13 protein-coding genes and 1 tRNA gene are annotated in these 18,697 nt (G+C 34.5%); 8 read left to right on the top strand and 6 right to left on the bottom strand.

All coding sequences use genetic code 11. From position 1 onward, the window contains the following. The first annotated feature begins 7 nt into the window (after nucleotides 1-7). Nucleotides 8-1,363, top strand: a complete 1,356-nt coding sequence (gene dgt / locus PUH65_RS04150; RefSeq protein WP_305518506.1) for a dGTP triphosphohydrolase — start codon at nucleotides 8-10, stop codon at nucleotides 1,361-1,363. Between the two features lie 69 nt (nucleotides 1,364-1,432). After that, nucleotides 1,433-2,329 carry an SPFH domain-containing protein gene (locus tag PUH65_RS04145; protein WP_305518505.1) on the top strand — a complete coding sequence of 299 codons (897 nt, stop codon included), beginning with the start codon at nucleotides 1,433-1,435 and terminating at the stop codon, nucleotides 2,327-2,329. 78 nt (nucleotides 2,330-2,407) lie between these two features. Here PUH65_RS04145 and PUH65_RS04140 read toward each other — a convergent pair whose 3' ends face one another. Both PUH65_RS04140 and PUH65_RS04135 read right to left on the bottom strand, forming a co-directional pair. Further along, on the bottom strand, nucleotides 2,408-2,719 hold the full coding sequence (locus tag PUH65_RS04140; protein ID WP_305518504.1) for a DUF962 domain-containing protein: 312 nt from the start codon (nucleotides 2,717-2,719) through the stop codon (nucleotides 2,408-2,410). A gap of 5 nt (nucleotides 2,720-2,724) precedes the next feature. After that, nucleotides 2,725-4,413 (bottom strand): APC family permease, encoded by a 1,689-nt coding sequence (locus PUH65_RS04135; RefSeq protein WP_305518503.1) that lies wholly within the window; start codon nucleotides 4,411-4,413, stop codon nucleotides 2,725-2,727. A 127-nt stretch (nucleotides 4,414-4,540) separates the two neighbouring features. Between PUH65_RS04135 and PUH65_RS04130 the strand changes: the two genes are divergently transcribed. The 4 genes from PUH65_RS04130 to PUH65_RS04115 all read left to right on the top strand — a co-directional run bounded on the left by PUH65_RS04130 (nucleotide 4,541) and on the right by PUH65_RS04115 (nucleotide 13,383). Then, nucleotides 4,541-8,104, top strand: a complete 3,564-nt coding sequence (locus PUH65_RS04130) for a gliding motility-associated C-terminal domain-containing protein (RefSeq protein ID WP_305518502.1) — start codon at nucleotides 4,541-4,543, stop codon at nucleotides 8,102-8,104. Nucleotides 8,105-8,401: 297 nt separating this feature from the next. Further along, nucleotides 8,402-11,365, top strand: a complete 2,964-nt coding sequence (locus PUH65_RS04125) for a tetratricopeptide repeat protein (protein WP_305518501.1) — start codon at nucleotides 8,402-8,404, stop codon at nucleotides 11,363-11,365. Between the two features lie 76 nt (nucleotides 11,366-11,441). Next, the gene (locus PUH65_RS04120) at nucleotides 11,442-13,217 is read left to right on the top strand and encodes a TonB-dependent receptor (RefSeq protein ID WP_305518500.1); all 1,776 of its coding nucleotides are present in this window, start codon (nucleotides 11,442-11,444) and stop codon (nucleotides 13,215-13,217) included. Between the two features lie 92 nt (nucleotides 13,218-13,309). After that, a tRNA-Arg gene (locus PUH65_RS04115) sits at nucleotides 13,310-13,383 on the top strand. A 215-nt stretch (nucleotides 13,384-13,598) separates the two neighbouring features. Here the strand turns inward: PUH65_RS04115 and PUH65_RS04110 are convergent. Genes PUH65_RS04110 through PUH65_RS04100 form a run of 3 tightly spaced genes read right to left on the bottom strand, consistent with a single transcriptional unit; the run spans nucleotide 13,599 to nucleotide 15,116 of the window. Further along, entirely contained in the window at nucleotides 13,599-14,021 is a 423-nt protein-coding gene (locus PUH65_RS04110; protein WP_305518499.1) for an organic hydroperoxide resistance protein, read from the bottom strand. Further along, nucleotides 14,018-14,458 carry a MarR family winged helix-turn-helix transcriptional regulator gene (locus PUH65_RS04105; RefSeq protein ID WP_305518498.1) on the bottom strand — a complete coding sequence of 147 codons (441 nt, stop codon included), beginning with the start codon at nucleotides 14,456-14,458 and terminating at the stop codon, nucleotides 14,018-14,020. The genes PUH65_RS04110 and PUH65_RS04105 overlap by 4 nt, the downstream gene beginning before the upstream one ends. A gap of 25 nt (nucleotides 14,459-14,483) precedes the next feature. Next, nucleotides 14,484-15,116, bottom strand: coding sequence for an NAD(P)H-dependent oxidoreductase (locus tag PUH65_RS04100; protein WP_305518496.1), 633 nt, complete (start codon nucleotides 15,114-15,116; stop codon nucleotides 14,484-14,486). A 172-nt stretch (nucleotides 15,117-15,288) separates the two neighbouring features. On the opposite strand from PUH65_RS04100, the gene PUH65_RS04095 reads away from it, so the two are divergent. Beyond that, a complete protein-coding gene (locus PUH65_RS04095) occupies nucleotides 15,289-16,713 on the top strand; it encodes a T9SS type A sorting domain-containing protein (protein ID WP_305518495.1) in 1,425 nt (474 codons plus the stop codon). 77 nt (nucleotides 16,714-16,790) lie between these two features. Here the strand turns inward: PUH65_RS04095 and fsa are convergent, their stop codons facing one another. After that, nucleotides 16,791-17,444 (bottom strand): fructose-6-phosphate aldolase, encoded by a 654-nt coding sequence (gene fsa / locus PUH65_RS04090; RefSeq protein ID WP_305518494.1) that lies wholly within the window; start codon nucleotides 17,442-17,444, stop codon nucleotides 16,791-16,793. Nucleotides 17,445-17,616: 172 nt separating this feature from the next. Between fsa and pheS the strand changes: the two genes are divergently transcribed. Next, nucleotides 17,617-18,627 carry a phenylalanine--tRNA ligase subunit alpha gene (gene pheS / locus PUH65_RS04085; protein WP_305518493.1) on the top strand — a complete coding sequence of 337 codons (1,011 nt, stop codon included), beginning with the start codon at nucleotides 17,617-17,619 and terminating at the stop codon, nucleotides 18,625-18,627. The last annotated feature ends 70 nt before the right edge of the window (nucleotides 18,628-18,697 follow it).

The following is an 18,697-nucleotide window of genomic DNA, read 5'->3' as shown; positions in this document are numbered from 1 at the left end:
TAATATTATGATATTAAACAGCCTATTTACCCATCAGCGAACCGGAAATCATCCGGCAACTTCGGCTTCGCGTACTGATTTTCAAAGAGATTTTGACCGTATTATTTTTTCTGCTTCTTTTCGGAGATTACAGAATAAAACTCAGGTTTTTCCTTTGCCTGGAAGTGTTTTTGTGCATAACCGCCTCACGCACTCTTTAGAGGTTTCTTCTGTCGGCAGAAGTTTGGGTTCTGCTATGGGAGATTTTATCTTTAATAATTTTAAAGAAGATTTAGATGAAAACGCCCAGAATTTCTATCAGCATAACTTGCATAATGTCATCGCCGCGGCCTGTTTATGTCACGATGTAGGAAATCCTGCTTTCGGACATTCGGGTGAAGATGCCATTGCCAGTTATTTTGAGAAAAATGAAAAAGATTTAAAAGGAAAATTCAATGAAAAGGAATGGGCAGATCTGGTGAATTTTGAAGGAAATGCAAATGCAATACGGGTTTTAACGCACCAACAAATCGGAAAAGATGAAGGTGGAACTCAGTTAACTTACACCACTTTGGCGAGTATTGCAAAATATCCTTGTGAAGCGATCGCGAAGAAAAAGGGAATTATTCACCGTAAGAAATTTGGGTTTTTTCAAAATGAAAAAGAAACTTTTCTGAATATTGCAAAATCGGTGCATTTACATCAGGAAAGTGATGAGCCTACGATTTTCAAACGTCATCCTTTTGTGTGGCTGGTCGAAGCCGCAGACGATATTTGCTATAATATCATCGATATGGAAGATGCGCACCGACTGGGAATTGTTTCAACCAGCGATTGTGAAAATCTGTTTTTTGAACTCATTAAATCAGAAAACCAAAACACGAAAAGGGTAGAAGATAAGTTGGCAATTTTGACCAATGCCAACGAACGGATTTCTTATTTGCGGGCGAAAGTCATCAATGCTTTAATTAACAAATCCATTCAGATTTATCAGGAACGTTTTATGGATATTATGCATGGAACTTTAGATAAAGCCTTGCTCGATATTTATAAAATGGATAATCCCTCTTTGCAGGAAATTGAAAACTTTTCCATCGATAAAATTTACAATCACAAAAATGTCATCGAAATAGAAAACGCCGGCTATAATGTAATGTATGAATTACTCGATCATTTTATTCCATCGATTTTAACACCGAAAGATGAACGGAAATCTTATGATAAAATGGCCCTGAAACTTTTACCAAAACAGTTTATTTATGAAGAGGGAAGTGATTATCAAAAGGTTCTGGGAGTCATCGATTTTGTTTCGGGGATGACTGATAATTTTGCCACTGACCTTTACCGAAAAATCAAAGGGATTGATATTGGAATGACGATGTAAATTCGCCAAATTTTAATTATCTTTATCGGAAATCAAAATGATTTAATAAAAACCATTAAAAAAATTCCAATGACTTATTTAGGATTTATTATCTTTTTCGGGCTGGTTGTTTTATTTGCCTCATTCTTTACAGTGAAGCAGGCAACAGCAGCAATTGTAGAGCGTTTAGGTAAATTTCACACGGTGCGCCAATCGGGTTTGCATTTAAAAATTCCATTCATCGACCAGGTTGCAAAAAGAATGAACTTGCGAATTCAGCAGTTAGATGTAATTATCGATACCAAAACTTTGGATAACGTGTTTATCAGAATGAAAGTTTCTGTTCAGTATCAGGTTATTGCGTCTCAAGTTGCAGATTCATTTTACCGATTAGAAAATCCGGAAAACCAAATTACTTCTTACGTTTTTGATGTGGTGAGAGCAGAAGTTCCAAAGTTGAAACTGGATGACGTTTTCGTAAGAAAAGATGACGTTGCAATTGCTGTAAAAGGAGAACTTCAGGAAGCGATGCAAAGTTATGGCTACGATATCATCAAAGCCTTGGTAACGGATATTGATCCAGACGAACAAGTAAAACACGCGATGAACAGGATTAATGCTGCAGAGCGTGAAAAAACTGCCGCAGAATACGAATCTGAAGCCCAAAAAATTAGAATTGTTGCTGTTGCAAAAGCAGAAGCAGAATCTAAAAAATTACAGGGTCAGGGTATTGCCGATCAGCGTAGAGAAATCGCTGCCGGTTTGGTAGAATCTGTGAAAATGTTAAACGAAGCAAATATCAATGCGCAGGAAGCCTCTGCTTTAATTGTGGTAACGCAGCATTATGATACGCTACAAGCAATTGGTTCTACGAATAAGAGCAGTTTGGTTTTACTACCGAATTCGCCTAATTCAGCGAGCACTTTGTTAAATGATTTAATGGTTTCAATGGCTGCAACTCAGCAAATGGAGCATATTAAACAATAAATTTGAAATCAAAGATTTGAAATAGTAAAGCCAACTTTTAGGAGTTGGCTTTTTTTATGTTGAAGAATATAAGTCTTGCTAGATTTTGAATTTTTGTTTTCCTGTCAACAATTCAAAGAACAATTTAAAGTCGGCAAGGAAATTCCATAGTGGATATTTAAAACTGGTAGGCTTGTTCATTTCAAAGATTAAATGACTCAACCAGGCAAGTCCATATCCAACAATCGGAATGTACCATAGGAACCTTTCTTTACCCGATTTAAGGACATAAAATAGCACCAAAAGAATAATTAAAATTCCTAAAAAATGAAAGATGCGTGTTCCTAATTTAGAATGTTCAGCAAGATACAATTGATAAAATTCTTTAAATGTTTTAATTTTATTATTCATCTTTATTAATCTAAATCGCCATTCAATTCTTTATTCAGTTTGCTGTTTTTATAACCATAGGAGAAATAAATCACCAAGCCGATTGCGAACCAAACTGAAAACCAAAACCAGTTGTTGTGCGTCATTCCAGTTAAAAGATAGAGACATGAACTTAAACCCATGAGTGGAATTAAGGACAGGTTTTTTACGAATGCTAAAATGCAAAGTCCGATATTAATAAGGAGGAAAAAGAACATTGATATTCTGAATTCACTTTCTGTGGGATCTTTCCAATCCATTAAATTATTGAAAAAAGCAGGTTGCCAAAAATAGAAAAATGTTAATCCACCCAGGAATAAAACTGGAAATATTATTTTGGAATTAATATAAGGCATGTGAAATCTTCCGGGTAATTTTTTCTTCGCAGGAAGTAATAAAACTCCACCGCAAACCAATACAAATGCGAAAATGGTTCCGATACTTGTGAAATCTAAAATGAATGACTTATCTGTGAATAAAATCGGAACTCCAACTACAATCCCAGTCACAATCGTTGCGTAAGACGGAGTGTTGTATTTTGGGTGAATGGTCATGAATTTTTTCGGCATCAAACCATCACGACTCATTGCATACCAAATTCTTGGTTGTCCCATTTGGAAAACTAATAAGACGGTCGTAATTGCAATAATCGCGACAAAAGAAACCGTTAGTTCCATCCAGGCGAGGTTTGCATTTGTTTTTTCGAAAATAAATGCCAAGGGATCACCTACGCCTTCAAATTTTTTATAATCGACCATTCCAGTAAGAACAAGCGTTAAGACAATATAAATCACCGTACACAAAACCAGCGAAATGATCATTCCTCTTGGTAAGTTTTTTTGTGGATCTTTGGTTTCCTCGGATAAGACACTTAAGGCATCAAAACCAATATAGGCAAAGAAAACTCCTGAAACCGCGCTCATTACTCCCGCAAAACCGTTTGGCATAAAAGAAGCGACTTGTGTTGTTGGATTGGTGGGCATCCAATTATCTACATTGACATAAGCGATTCCAACTAAAATAATCAAAACGATAACCGCCAATTTCATTAAAACTAAAACGTTATTGAAATTTTTACTTTCACGAACACCGCGATAAACTAACCAAGTAATTAATCCATTAATAATTAATGCTGGAATGTCTAAAATGATTTTTAGATTTCCTATGACCGGTGCGTTTTTCCAAGCATTAACTAGTCCTAAATTTCCAGAACCTGCTTCAAATGCTTTTTTTGCTTCGGGATAACTGGTAGATAAATATTCAGGAATAAAAATTCCGATTCTGCTCATAAAACTGGTGAAATAATCAGACCAGGAAAAGGCAACGTAGATATTTCCAAAAGAGTATTCCATGATCAAAGCCCAGCCGATAATCCACGCAATCAGTTCGCCGAAACTTGCGTAAGCATAAGTATATGCGGAACCCGCCGTGGGAATTCTACTCGCAAATTCTGCGTAACACAACGCGGTAAAACCACAGGCAAAACCACAAATAATATATAAAACGATGACTCCGGGACCCCCACGAAATACGGCTTCACCCAAAGAACTGAAACTTCCAGCACCAATAATGGCAGCAATGCCGAAAAATACAATATCCCAAACTCCTAAAACTCGCAGTAATCCAGAGGGTTGACTGCTTTCTGAATATTGTTTTCTTCTGAATAATTGATTCATCTTCTATCTTTAATTTACACAAATGTAACAGAAAATTTTAAAAAAAATATTTTTTTAAAATTTATATACTAAAATAGAAGAAAAATATGTTTTAATAAATAACGTATTTTTGAAAAAAAATCATTTGATGAAGAAGTTTTATTTTTTACTATTTTTTTGTTTATTCACGCTGGGTTTTGGGCAGTCTGTGCAGTTGTACAATCCTGCTGATAAGGTAGATTATCTGGCGGATCAGTATTTTTGCGTGGGTGAAAAATTTAATTTACAAGTAGATGCAGTTTCCAGTTCAACAGGAGATTATGCAATGACTAGTGTTTTTCCAACTGATTTCGGGCTTTCTGCAGGATCAACTCCAATTGTTTTTCCGGCTGCGGGTGCTGATAAATTTAGCGAGGCATTTCCCATAGGTTTTAATTTTAGTTTTTACGGAAAGACTTATTCTAAAGTTGTTCTCGGAAGCAATGGGCGTTTGGTTTTTACGAATGATCCGGAATTAGAAAACCTTAAAAATAATACGGTTTATACCGATCGTACTTTCAGCGGAGTTCCAGCTTATAATACTTACAGCAAATTGCCTTCTGCGGATTACAATAAGGTGTACAAAGCCAATCCTGCACAGGAATTAAATTTAGCACAAATATTTTTTGGTTATACCGATTTGGTTCCCCGTTCGGTAAATGGTTCAGTGACCTATCTGTACAAAAGTGTTGTGATAAGTGGCGTTAATGGTTTGATGGTTTCTTTTCAAAATCAAATTAGAACCAATGGAACTGGTGGAATTTCAACAGTGCCTTATTTGAGTTATGTATTGCTTTTAGAAGATGGCAGGGTAATCATTTATGTGAATAATAAAAGTGAAATTAATTATAATGCAATTTTAGGAATGCAGAATGATGACGGCACGAAAGAGAAAGTTCCAAAGCATAGTAATACTGCTTATGATTATAATAACGGACCGTGGAAAAGTGAAGGGAAAGCCTGGCTTTTTACACCGAATCAAAATCTAACCCCAGTTTTTAAATGGTTTAGAAATGGCAGCCTGATTACAGGAGAAACTTCAGCTGCATTAAATAATTTTACTCCTAATGATAACGACGTTTTAAAAGTAGAGGTTTCTTATATAAATCCCGATACGGGTGCGCAAATAGGTGCAGTGGTTTCAGATGAGGTTCAATTTAAAAGTTTAAAAACTCCACAAATCAACATTATTACTTCAACATGTGCGCAGATTGATTTAGAAACCCCTTTCATTCCTGATGTCACTTATGAATGGCGAAAGGTTGGCAATGCAACAGTTTTGTCCACAACCAATAAATTATCGGTAACATCAACTGGAGACTATATTGTAAAAATAATACGAAATGGTTCGGCAGGTTTATGCAGTTTAGATTCTGCGCCGATTTCATTGGTGTTGAACAGTACTTTTCCTCCTTTTAATAACAGTCCGAAAATCATTTGTAAAACCGATGGAAGTACGCAAGCAACCGTGAATTTATATGATTACTATCCGGCAGATCCAACTCAATATACTTTGAGATTTCAGGAAAATGGAGTCGATTTACCAAGCCCAAATAATGTACTTACGCTGAATGCAGATCAAACCAGAACCATTAAAATTGATGCGGAAAGTTTGAATACAACCGCATCTTGTAGTTTTACTGCTACTTTTGATCTTACCTTTATTTCATTGCCAGTTACGAATACAGAATATTCACCGACCAATCTTTGCTTCGGAAGTAATACTTACAATCTTCTCGCTTTTGAAAATCAATATTTTGCTGGCAAAAATTATCAGTTCACCTATTCTGTTAATGGTGGAACTTCTTATCAGACTTTGACTTCTGTAAATCCGCAAGTTAATAATCCGGTATTGGTGAAAATAAAACACCCCAATTCTACTTGTGAAACGGTGGTGAAATTGAAATTTAATTTTAATACAAAAGTTATTGCTAATACGCCGGTCACTCAATTGCCATCGCAATGCGCAAGTTCCACTCAGACATTTGATCTTGCTTCTTTAATTCCCGAGATTAATCCAGATCCGAATGTTACCATTACTTTTCATACCAATTTGCAAAACGCAATCGATGGAGGTGGAGCAGTAACTTATAATTTTAGAAGTGGAATGGGTTATACTACTTTGTACATTAGGGTTGTAGATAATGTAACGGGTTGTGTCTCTCCAGATCATCCAGATTTTACCGTATTGGTTTACCCAAGACCAAACTTATTGTTGACTTCTATTTCTAAAGCCAATTGTACAGGTGATACCATTTTTAGTTTAACTCAAAATCCCAATGTATTAACGGATGCTCAGTTACCCGTTACCGTTGCATTAGAATATTATTCCTCTAATGGAACTTTACTAACTCCTAGTCAAATTGCTAATTACGATGCTAGTGTTTTTGGACAAAATCCATATATAAAAGTCAATTATAATCCGACTTGTAACGGAACAGTCACTTTTAATTTAACCTACAATCCAAAACCTGTTTCAATCAAATCCCAGATTTTAATTTGTGCAGAAGTAAATTATTCTCTGCAAAACTTTAAAAATGAAGTTATTGCAAATCCCGCTAATTATACGTTTACGGATCTTTCGAACAATCCGCTGCCGGCTAGTTTTAGTTTATCTTCTTTGCCGTTAACCGTAAATTATTTAATGAAAGATAATACGACGGGTTGTATTTCTGATCCGCAAACTTTAACTTTTACACAAGGTGGGAGTTCTGCATTAAGTGCTACAGAAACCGATTACACTCTTTGTGATACTGATTTTGATGGTATAACTCCTTTTAATTTAGATTCGAAAAAATCGATTTTTACGACTGATGCTTCTGCGAATTTTGAGTATTTTAAAGATTTAAATCTTACGCAATCCATCAGTTCAAATTACACCAATGAAACTGCTTTCGCTCAAACAATTTTTGTTCGCATTACGCTTCCGAATTTTTGTCCATCAACAGCGAAAATTAATTTGAAAGTTAATATTCCGAACAAGTCAACAACGCTTCAACCAGAATATTTTATTTGTTCCGGTGAAACTTTAGTCATTGATGCAGGAACTGAAAACACGATTTTTACCTGGAGCGATGGCAAAGGAACTGGTCAAACTGCTTCTTTTACAAAACCTGGTAATTACTCCGTCGTTTTACAAAAGGGAATTAATGGTTGCCCGTACACCCATAATTTTACGATTTCAGATATCAATCAGCCGAAAATTCAAGTCATCAACCAGACTAATAATTCCATAGAAGTTATTGCTGAAGGTGGTTCAAAGCCTTATACGTATTATTTTAATGGGGTTCCGCAATCTTCAAATATATTATTAAATCCGACCCAAAGTTCTTACGAGATTCAGGTAAAATCAAATACCGGTTGTTTAGGTCCGCCAAAAATGGTGTATTTCATTAAAATTAATAATGCCTTTAGTCCAAATGAGGATGGGATTAATGATGTTTGGTGCATTGAAAATTTAGATAAAATGCAACAGGTTTCCATCGTGATTGTGAATCGAAATGGGACCACAGTTTTTGAATCCAATAACCCAAGCAAAAGTGAATGGGATGGTAAACAAAATGGCAGAGAATTACCAACATCATCATATTGGTACGTTATTTCTTGGTTTGATGGAGTGACGCAAAAAACGGAACAAAGACAAGGCTGGATTTTATTGAAAAACAGAAATTAAGAAACGAAATCTTTTATTGTAAAAACTAAAATCATAAAGTCAAAAGATGAGATGAACACAAATTCATTGTTTTTTTTATGGTCATTTTTCTAAATGTAACCGTTTGGAAATTTTGACTTTATGATCAAAAAATCTAATTATTTCAAAGTTATCCACATTTCCACAAGCAACAAATAAACTTGTACAAACAATAACTTTTCGTTATTTTCGTTGATTAAATGTGGAAATCATTCTAGACGCTTAAGTCTTTGATTTTCCTCTTTATTAATTCTAAAACTTTCCGAAAATCAGGATTAAATGAATTCAAAAAAAATCTTAATTGCCACGGCATTTCTCTATTTCGGATTATGCGAGGCACAACAATCTCAATATTTCAGCGACCGCGAAAACTACCGTTTCAACCTCGCAGAAAACCTTTACCAAAATAAAATTTACAACGCTTCTCAATTCGAATATGCCCGACAGTATTTTTATAATCAGTCGATGTCGAATTCTAAAAAAGAAGCCGCACAGTTTTTCGATAATGTGATCGGCGTAATTTTGCGCAAGAATCATGCAGAGCAAGGTTTAGATGCATTCATCAAAGAATATCCGAACTCAGCGTATTTTGCACAGGCGAATTTACCGTTGGCCGATTTCTATTTGGCTCAAAAAGATTTTGATAAAGCTTTAGAAACTTTACAAAATGTAAATCAATACCAACTTTCAAAGGAAGAAAACACGCAGTATATTATGAAACTTGGTTATGCCAAATTCATGACTGGCGACTCTAATGGCGCGATTGAAGCATTAGATGAAGCCTATAAATCTGCAGAAGGTTCTGATAAAAATGATATTGGTTATATGTTGGGACATTTGTATTATGCCGATGGACAAAACGATAAAGCCTTTAATTATTTTGATGAGATCAAGGATAATGAAAAATATGCTCGGGTTGTAAAACCGTATTATGTACAATTGTATTTTAATGATAAGGATTATGATAAAGCAATTGTAGAAGGCAATGCGTTGCTTAATGAAAACATTTCGGCTGATTACAAAACAGAAGTTCACAAGATGATTGGCGAAAGTTATTTCATGAAAGGGGATTACAGTTCTGCTTATCCGCACTTGAAAATTTATTTAGACAGCAAAACGAATCCATCAGAAAGCGACTTGTACGAAATGGGATTTGTTTCCGCCCATTTAAAAAAATATGATGAAGCGGTTTCTTATTATAACCAGTTGTTGAATAGCAATTCGGCGACTTCACAAAATGCGTATTACCAGTTAGGAAATGCCTATTTAGAAGTTGGTAAAAAACAGGAAGCGCTTTCTGCGTTTCGTTCTGCATATCAAATGACTTACGATGCAAAAGTTCAGCAACTCGCTCATTTACAATATGCAAAGTTGAGTTATGAAATCGGAAATCCATTTGAATCGGCCTCAAACGTGATTCAAAGTTACATTACGAAATATCCGAAAAGTGCTGACACTGCTGAAATGAAATCACTTTTGGTGAAATCTTATTTGTACTCAGGTGATTATAAAGGGACTTTGGCAGCCATTGATAAAATGCCGAATTCTACACCAGAAACCGATAAAGTAGATCAGGAAGTTTCTTATTTAATCGGAACTGAAGAGTTTAATAAAGGAAATTTAGATGCTGCTGAAAAATATTTTCTACGAAGTTTAGAGTTTAATATTAACAAAGAATTCAACTCGAGAGCTTTGTATTGGTTGGCTCAAACGTATTATCAGAAAGCAAATTATTCCTCTGCAATTGTCCGTTTTGAGAAGCTTCAAAAAGAAAATTTCCCCGAAAAACAGCAGTTAAATTATGATTTGGGATATGCTTACTTTAAATCAAAGAAATTCGACAAAGCAAAAGAATATTTTACGGCTTATTTAAAAGATCCGAAACCCGAATTTAAAAGTGACGCTGAACTTCGCTTAGCAGATACTTATTATGCAAATAATGAGTTGAATGAAGCAATTGCTATTTACGATAAAACCGAAAATGCAGACGATTATACTTTATTCCAAAAAGCGATGGCTCTAGGATTTAAAGGCGATACCGAGGCGAAAATTAATGAATTGAAGAAGTTGCTGAATCAGTATAAAAACTCAGAATATTTCGACGATGCACAATATGAAATCGGAACGGCATATGCGGCAAATGACGATTATAAAAACTCGAACGATTATTTCAGCCAAGTCATTAAAACCAGTACCGATAAGGATTTGGTAGCCAACGCTCAGATTTACCGCGCTCAAAATTACATAGATCAAAACGAAGATACAAAAGCATTAACGGAATTAAAATCACTCGGAAATCAATATAAAAACACGGCATTTGCAAGTAGAATTGTTTTGGCTGCAAAACCTATTTTCATTAAAAAAGGAGATGTTTCCGGATATGAGAATTTCGCCCAAAGTTTAGGCGTAAGAATCGATGCTACAGAGATTGATGAAATCAACATGAATCGTGCAAAAACCTTTTACGCGAGTAAAGATTACAAGAATGCAATTCCGCTCTATGAAAAATATTTAACGCAAAATCCTACTGGTGACGGATTGTACCAAGCACAATATGAATTGGGCGAAAGTTACTTCCAGACTCAGAACTTAACGAAAGCATTATTGGTTCTACAGGAAGTTGCTCAGGTTCAAAACGATTATCAGGAAGATGCGCAAACCAGAATTACGCAGATTTATTTAGCGCAGAACAATACGAATGAGGCTAAGAAATATTTGGTAACGCTTTCTAATTCGACCAATGTAAATGTGAAAAACTTTGTCAATGTTGAATTAATGAAAATTTACGCCGACGAAAAAGATTTCAAAAAAGCAGAAATGCTGGCAGATTTGGTTTTGCAAAATCAAAAAAATTCGGCTTCAATCAATGAACTGGCAAAAGTGATTAAAGCCAGAAGTTTGATGAACAACGGAAAAGATAACGAGGCAAAAATTGCTTACACGGCTTTAGAAAAATCGTCGAATACAGAAGTTGCTGCCGAAGCTTTATACGCCAAAGCCTTTTATCAAAACAAAGGGAAAGCATTTAAATCCTCCAACGAAACAATCTTCAAACTGGCAAATAATTATGCGTCAGAAGAGTTTTGGGGTGCAAAATCTTTGGTATTAATGGTTAAAAATTATATTGGCTTAAAAGATAATTACCAGGCGAGTTACACCGCGGATCAAATTATCGCTAATTACGGAGATTTTCCAGAAATCGTAACCGAAGCAAAGGATTTAAAAAAGCAAATTAAAAAGTAAATCCGAAAGCCACGAAGTGGCGCAATAAAATAGCATAGGGTAAAACCCTATGGAAATTGAAAAAGAAATTAAATCAATGAACAAACGAATTCAAATATTATCCCTGTTATTTTTAGGATTTTCGCAAGTTGCATTTTCTCAAATTCAAGATGAGAAATTGTTTCTAAACAGAAAGCGCGAACCAGAAGTGAAGAAAATCGAGAAGAAGAAAACTTCCATCGAAGCAGAAAAAAATTATCCACCCGAAGAAAAATCTGCAAATCCGCCGACTTACAATATTACAAATGTTCCGGCGTCATCTGATTTTAAAACGTCGTTGATTCAAGGTGAAGATATTTCGCCAAAATTCGAGGCAGAAAATCAGAATAATTATTTCCAGTTAGGAATGGGGAATTATGGAAAGATTTTAGCCGACGGTTTAATTTCTACCAAACTGGAAAACGATAGGGAAGTTGGTGGAGATGTGCATTTTCTTTCTACCAATGGTTTAAAGAACGTTTATAATTGGGATTCTAAACAAAGTTCTGCAAATATTGGTGCCTTTTTAAATTCTTACGGAGAGTTAGGAAAGTTCAGTATCAATGCTGATTATGGTTTAAATGATTATAATTATTACGGAATTTACGCAATCGATCCAGGATCTTCTAATATCGATTTGAAACAGAAAACCAACCGTTTTAAAGTGAATGGTTATTATGATTTTTATTCCAATGAAATTCTGAATGATGTTCGACTGAAGTCATCTTTCTTGAGTGATCATTTTGGTTCAAAGGAAAATCAGGCTGAAGTTTTAGTGAATCTTTCAAAACACGGCGTGGATCTTCCCGCTTTTGATGATGTTCGATTTAATGCTGATTTGGGTTTAAATTTAGAAACCGTAAAAACGGATTTTGATATCATCGATAAAAATTCTTCTCAATTTCTGAATGCGATTTTAGCACCGAAAATGACTTTCTTCAAAGGGAATTCTTATTTAATGATTGGTTCTGATTTTTCATTTTTAAATGCTAAAAACTCCAATCTGATTTTGGCAGAACAGATGAAAAATTCTAAAACCTATTGGTTCCCGAAAGCGGAATTACAGTTTGCTGCCGCTGATGAATTCAAATTCTATGGTGGGATTACTGGAGGTTTGCACCTCAATACCTACGCTGATTTATTGGAGCAGAATCCTTACTTAATTTCTGACCAGGAATTGCGTGCGACAGAAACCAAGTATAAATTCTACTTTGGTTTGCGTGGCGATATCGATCAGCAAATTAAATATGATTTCAGTGCAGGTTTTGGGAAGATGAATGATATTTTATTTTTCAGAGCCAACGAATTATTTAATGATGATGTAAATGATAAGCGTCCGGCTTATGATTTTGCAAATACCTTCTCTTCGGTTTATGACAATGGAAAGGTGAGTGAGGTAAAAGGGAGTGTTCAATTTTTCCCGTTGGCGAATTTGGCTTTAGATGGTGAATTAAATTTTGCTAAATATAATTTAGATAATAATAAAAATATTTACTACAAACCTTTGATCAAAGCGAGTTTAGGTGGTAAATATTCAATGTTAGATAAAAAACTGACTTTAGGTGCGAAAGCAATTTTTGGCTCAGATATGACAACGAATTCATTTGAAGTGAATAATGATGGAATTAATCCCAATAATTATATCTCCACAGAAAATACAAATGACAAAGTTGGTGGATTTGCAGATTTAAATTTGTCTGCAGAGTACAAAGTTCACAAAAATTTCAGTATTTTTGCACTCGGAAATAATCTACTAAACACCCAGTATCAAACTTACAAAGGTTACAAAGTTTTGGGAGCACAGATTTTGGGCGGTGTGAAGATTAGTTTTTAGGGTGAATTTCTTCGAGTGAATGGTGATTTCTAAAGTCAATTTAAAAAATTAACTATTGACCATTCACAGCAAAGCAATTGACCATTAAAAATGGCTGCGTAGTTCAACTGGATAGAATATCAGATTTCGGCTCTGAGGGTTGGGGGTTCGAATCCCTTCGCGGTCACAAAAAAAGGATAAAATTAATTTTTTATCCTTTTTTGTTTTTTTAGATTTACTCAATTTAACTTGAGCAAATCTGTTTAATATTCTCTGTAGATTATTTCAAAAAGAAACGGCAAAACTTTAATGAGTTTTGCCGTCTTTAATAATTGAATCTCAAAACAGATTCAATTTTCTATATAATTGATGTGTTTCTAAAAAAAATTACTAGAACAGAAATTAATTATTGGTCACCGAAAGTTTAACCTCAATATTGTTTCTTGTTGCGTTTGAGTACGGACATACTTGATGTGCTTGCTCTGTCAGCGACTGCGCTTCTTCTAAAGTAACGCCTGGAACATTTACGTCTAATTCAACAGCCAAGCCAAAACCTCCGTTTTCAATTTGGCCAATGCTCACTTTTGCCTTAACAGTAGTTTCTCCTGTTTCAATTTTTGATTTCTTAATCATTAGGTTTAAAGCGCTGTCGAAACATGCTGAATAACCTGCTGCAAATAGCATTTCTGGATTGGTAAAATCATCACTTTTACCGCCTAACGATTTTGGAGTTCGAACATCAAGTTCCAGAATTCCATTTTCACTTTTAATGTGCCCGTCGCGTCCGCCTGTTGCAGTTACGCTTGTTGTATATAATGTTTTCATTTTTTATTTTCTACGATATTTAAAATTTTGTCGACTGTTTCTTTAAGGCCTAAGAGGTCATCTTCAGATAGATTGAGTTTTTCCGCCATTTTACCCGGAATTGAGCAAGCCATTTTCTGTAAAACTCTTCCTGTTTCGGTTAAGAATACTTCTACAACTCGTTCATCTTCCTTTTTTCTTTTTCTTTGTAAATAGGATTTTACTTCTAACCTTTTCAATAAAGGCGTCAAAGTTCCACTATCTAAAAAAAGTTTTTCACCAATTTGATTAACCGTAAGTCCGTCATTTTCCCACAAAACCATCATCACCAAATATTGAGAATAAGTAATGTCGAGTTTCTCTAAAAAAGGACGATACATCGCTGTAATCTCTTTCGAGATAACATAAAGTGGAAAACAAATCTGGTTTTCTAATTTTGGGGTTTCTTGATTTTCCATCGGATTGGTGATTTAATAAAGGATTTTATTTTGAAATGATAAATTCCTCCATCGGAATTCTCACTTTCTTCATATGAGAAAGATAATCTTTTTCAATATCTCGGTAACCAAGGTAGAGTAGACTCACACTTTTTAAACCTAAATCTTTCAAACGCAATATTTCGTCAACTAGTTCATTGCTGAAACCTTCTGCTGGCGTACTATCAATTTTTAATTCTGCTGCTTGAGCCATTGCTAAGCCTAAAGCGATATAGGTCTGCCGAGCCGTGTGAGCAAAATTCTCTTCAGCAGTTTGAGCGTTATAAATCTCTTTCAACTTATCGGTATAACTCCCGAATCTGCCTCTTGGTAATTCTCTTACATCGGTGTGATAATCATAAACTTTATCAATTTTTTCATCCGAATAACGATCCCAAGCCGCAAAAACCAAAACGTGTGAACAGTCTTTCATTACTTCCGGATTCAAAGCACCCTGAACCATCTGTTCTTTTACTTCCTGATTTTCCACCACAATCACACGGAAAGGTTGTAAGCCAGAAGAAGTTGGAGCCAGTCGGGCCGCTTCTAATATTTTATTAAGATCTTCTTGTGATACTTTTTTTGATGAATCATATGCTTTTACTGCATGTCTCCATTTTAAATTTTCTAATAATGACATATTTTTAAATTTTATCCTATTTTGAATTGCAAATATAGTGAACAATTATATTGCGCGCAATTTAATTGAGCGTTTTTTTTTTTAATTAATTCTCCTTTATATCTTAAATAAGGTTATTTCACCCCCAATTAAAAGTATTTTAATATCTAAATTTGCGGTACACACAAATGAAATGAAAAAACTCTCTTTTTTATTGATTACCCTCTGCGGTATTCAAGTATTCGCGCAACTCAATTTATCGAAAGATTCCTCCTTCGGAAACAGCGGAACTTTTACGACAACGTTTAACTCAGATCAAACGATCACCCATAGCAATACCGTGGTTTTGCAGGATGATTCTATTTTGCAGATCGTAAGTGTTGTTGATAACAGTTATGTTTTTAAACTCAAGCCAGATGGAACTTTAGATTCAAGTTTTGCCAATAATGGAAAACTAGAACTCGGTACGAATAATTTTTTGAACATCGTTTTGCAAGGCGATAAAATCATTGTCTATTTGGGTCCGAAATCTGCCTCTTATAACAATAGTTATGTAGATTCAAAAATTGTGAGATATCACAGCAATGGAGCAATAGACACCACCTTTGGGAATAACGGAGTATTGAATGAAGTCACAGAAAGTATAAATCCTCAATCATTAAGTGTTTTGGTTCTTGCAGACTTAAGTTTAATGATAACGAATTCGCCAGAAACTTACCCGAAAAAATATACAAAAGATGGTCAGTTAGATAGTTCTTTTGGTGCGAATGGAGTTATTAATTACAATTATCATTACCCAATCGGGCAGTTTTCAAACGGAAAAATTACGACTTGTCATGTGAGTTCCCTTTCATCATCCGTGTTTTCCTTTTTTGATATCAATTCCTTGGCAACAAATACGGTATTGGATTTAAATCAGCAATCCTGCCATCACAACAATGGTTTTCTTATTCAGAACAAAAATAATATGTCTACTAGAACTACGAAGGAGGGAATGGTTTATTCTGTGTTTGAATATCAGAATTATCCACTGCCAGATTTTAGCAGATTGGTTGTGATGAAATCTGAAAGTTTAGATTTGAATTTTAATGGTGAAGGTTTTATAACTTCCGAAGATAATGAGCAGTTTTTAGATGTTGGTTTTAGAAATAAAGTCTTTTTTGTTTTAAACCAAAAAGCAAATCAGAGATCTTTAAACGCTTATTCTGAAACAGGGGTTTCTTTAAAAATTAACAATAGCAGAGATTTCGCTCTTTCTTCAGGACATGAAATTGAGATGAAAAGCAACTATATTATCGTAAATTCTATTGTTGCTGATGCTAATCAAAATTTAACCAAACTTAAAATTGAAAAATTTTTAATTACGAATGATTTACTTGCGACAACAAATATTCTAAAGAAGAAAATCACTGTAGAAAATCCAGTTAGAGATTTTTTAAATATTAAAAATGCAGAAAGTGCTGAAAGTTTTGATCTCTATGATATGACAGGAAGAAAAGTCCTTTTTTCTAAAAGTTTAGAAAATATCAAAACTTCAAATCTTCCAAGAGGAAATTATATTCTAAAAATTAACTTTAAAAATGGAGAAAATTTTTCCCAGAAATTAATTAAGAATTAGCAAAAATCATTTTTATATATCAAAAAAACCGTCTGAAGATTCAGACGGTTTCTATATTTAAAAAAGAAAAACTCTTCTTAACCTAATTTTTTAGCATCAGCAACAAACTGCGCTAAACCTTTATCAGTCAATGGATGATTCAATAAATTAAGAATTGAATCTAAGGGTGAAGTAATCACATCAGCACCGATTTTTGCACAGTTGATAATATGCATTGGCGAACGAATTGAGGCTGCTAAGATTTCGGTATCGAACATATAGTTATCAAAAATAATTCTGATTTCTTCGATCAAATTCATTCCATCTACCGAAATATCATCTAATCTTCCTAAGAATGGTGAAACATAATTTGCTCCTGCTTTTGCGGCCAAAAGTGCTTGTCCAGCAGAGAAAATCAAAGTACAGTTGGTTTTGATTCCTTTGTTTGAGAAATATTTTAATGCTTTAATTCCATCTTTAATCATCGGGATTTTCACCACGATGTTCGGGTGAATTGCGGCCAATTCTTCCCCTTCTTTAATCATTTCTTCATAAGTTGTGCTAAGCACTTCCGCGGAAATATCGCCATCTGCAATTTCGCAAATAGTTTTGTAATGGTTTAAAATTGCTTCTTTTCCGCTAATTCCTTCTTTAGCCATTAGCGATGGATTGGTTGTAACGCCATCTAAAATACCTAAATCCTGTGCTTCTTTAATTTGCTCAAGATTCGCAGTGTCGATAAAAAATTTCATATTACTTTTGTTTGTGCAAAGATAAGATTTTCAGCTTCAAATAAAAAGTGATTCTAGTCTAATAATGGTGAAGATTTTTATTCAAAAAACATTTAATTAAACTTTACTTAAAATCCGCTAAGGCCTTTTAAACGAAAAACCGTATTTTTGCACTCACTTATATTAAAATGAAATGTTAGAAAAGATTGAGGACTTATTGGTTGAAGTAGCGAATTTCAGTTCAACGAATAAAGATGAAATTGAACAATTCCGTATTCAATACAGCGGAAAGAAAGGAATTTTAAATGATATTTTTTCGAAATTCAAAGATGTTCCCAACGAACAGAAAAAAGAATTCGGACAAAAAATCAATACCTTAAAACAAGCAGTAGAAGCAAAGTTGGAAGGTTTAAAGAGCGCAACAACTTCCAGCATTCTTTTTGAAAAAGATGATTTATCCAAACCAGGTTTCCCTTCAGAGTTAGGAACGCGTCATCCAATCAATTTGGTGAAAAACAGAATTATCGAAATCTTCAGATCAATCGGTTTTGCTGTTGCAGACGGACCGGAAATTGAAGATGACTGGCATAATTTCACTGCCTTAAATCTTCCGGAATACCATCCGGCGAGAGATATGCAGGATACTTTTTTCATCGAAACCAATCCGGATTTATTATTGAGAACGCATACTTCTTCGGTTCAAATCCGTTACATGGAAGAAAATGAACCGCCGATGAGAATTTTATCTCCAGGTAGAGTTTTCAGAAATGAAGCGATTTCTTCCCGTTCGCATTGTATTTTCCACCAAATCGAAGGTTTATATATTGACCAAAATGTAAGTTTTGCAGATTTAAAACAAACCATTCAGTTTTTCACAACAGAACTTTTCGGGAAATCAAAAATCAGATTAAGACCTTCTTATTTTCCATTTACCGAACCAAGTGCAGAAGTAGATGTTTATTGGGGTTTGAATTCTGAAACCGATTACAGAATTACCAAAGGAACAGGTTGGTTAGAAATTATGGGTTGTGGAATGGTAGATCCTGCCGTTTTAGCAAACGTGAATATTGATGCTGATAAATATTCCGGTTACGCTTTTGGAATGGGAATCGAAAGAATCGCAATGTTGATGTATCAAATGAGCGATATTAGAATGTTCTTTGAAAATGATAAAAGAATGTTGGACCAATTCAAGACTCTTTAATTAAAGAAAAATTCAAGTTTATTCGTTCTGAATTGGCTTTAAATAAAATAGAAAAACTTCCGGAATAATC

The organism is Kaistella sp. SH40-3, from assembly GCF_030686865.1.
Lineage (GTDB): Bacteria > Bacteroidota > Bacteroidia > Flavobacteriales > Weeksellaceae > Kaistella.
The sequence above is the reverse complement of the archived record's forward strand: the minus strand, read 5'-3'. Positions and strand labels throughout refer to the sequence as shown.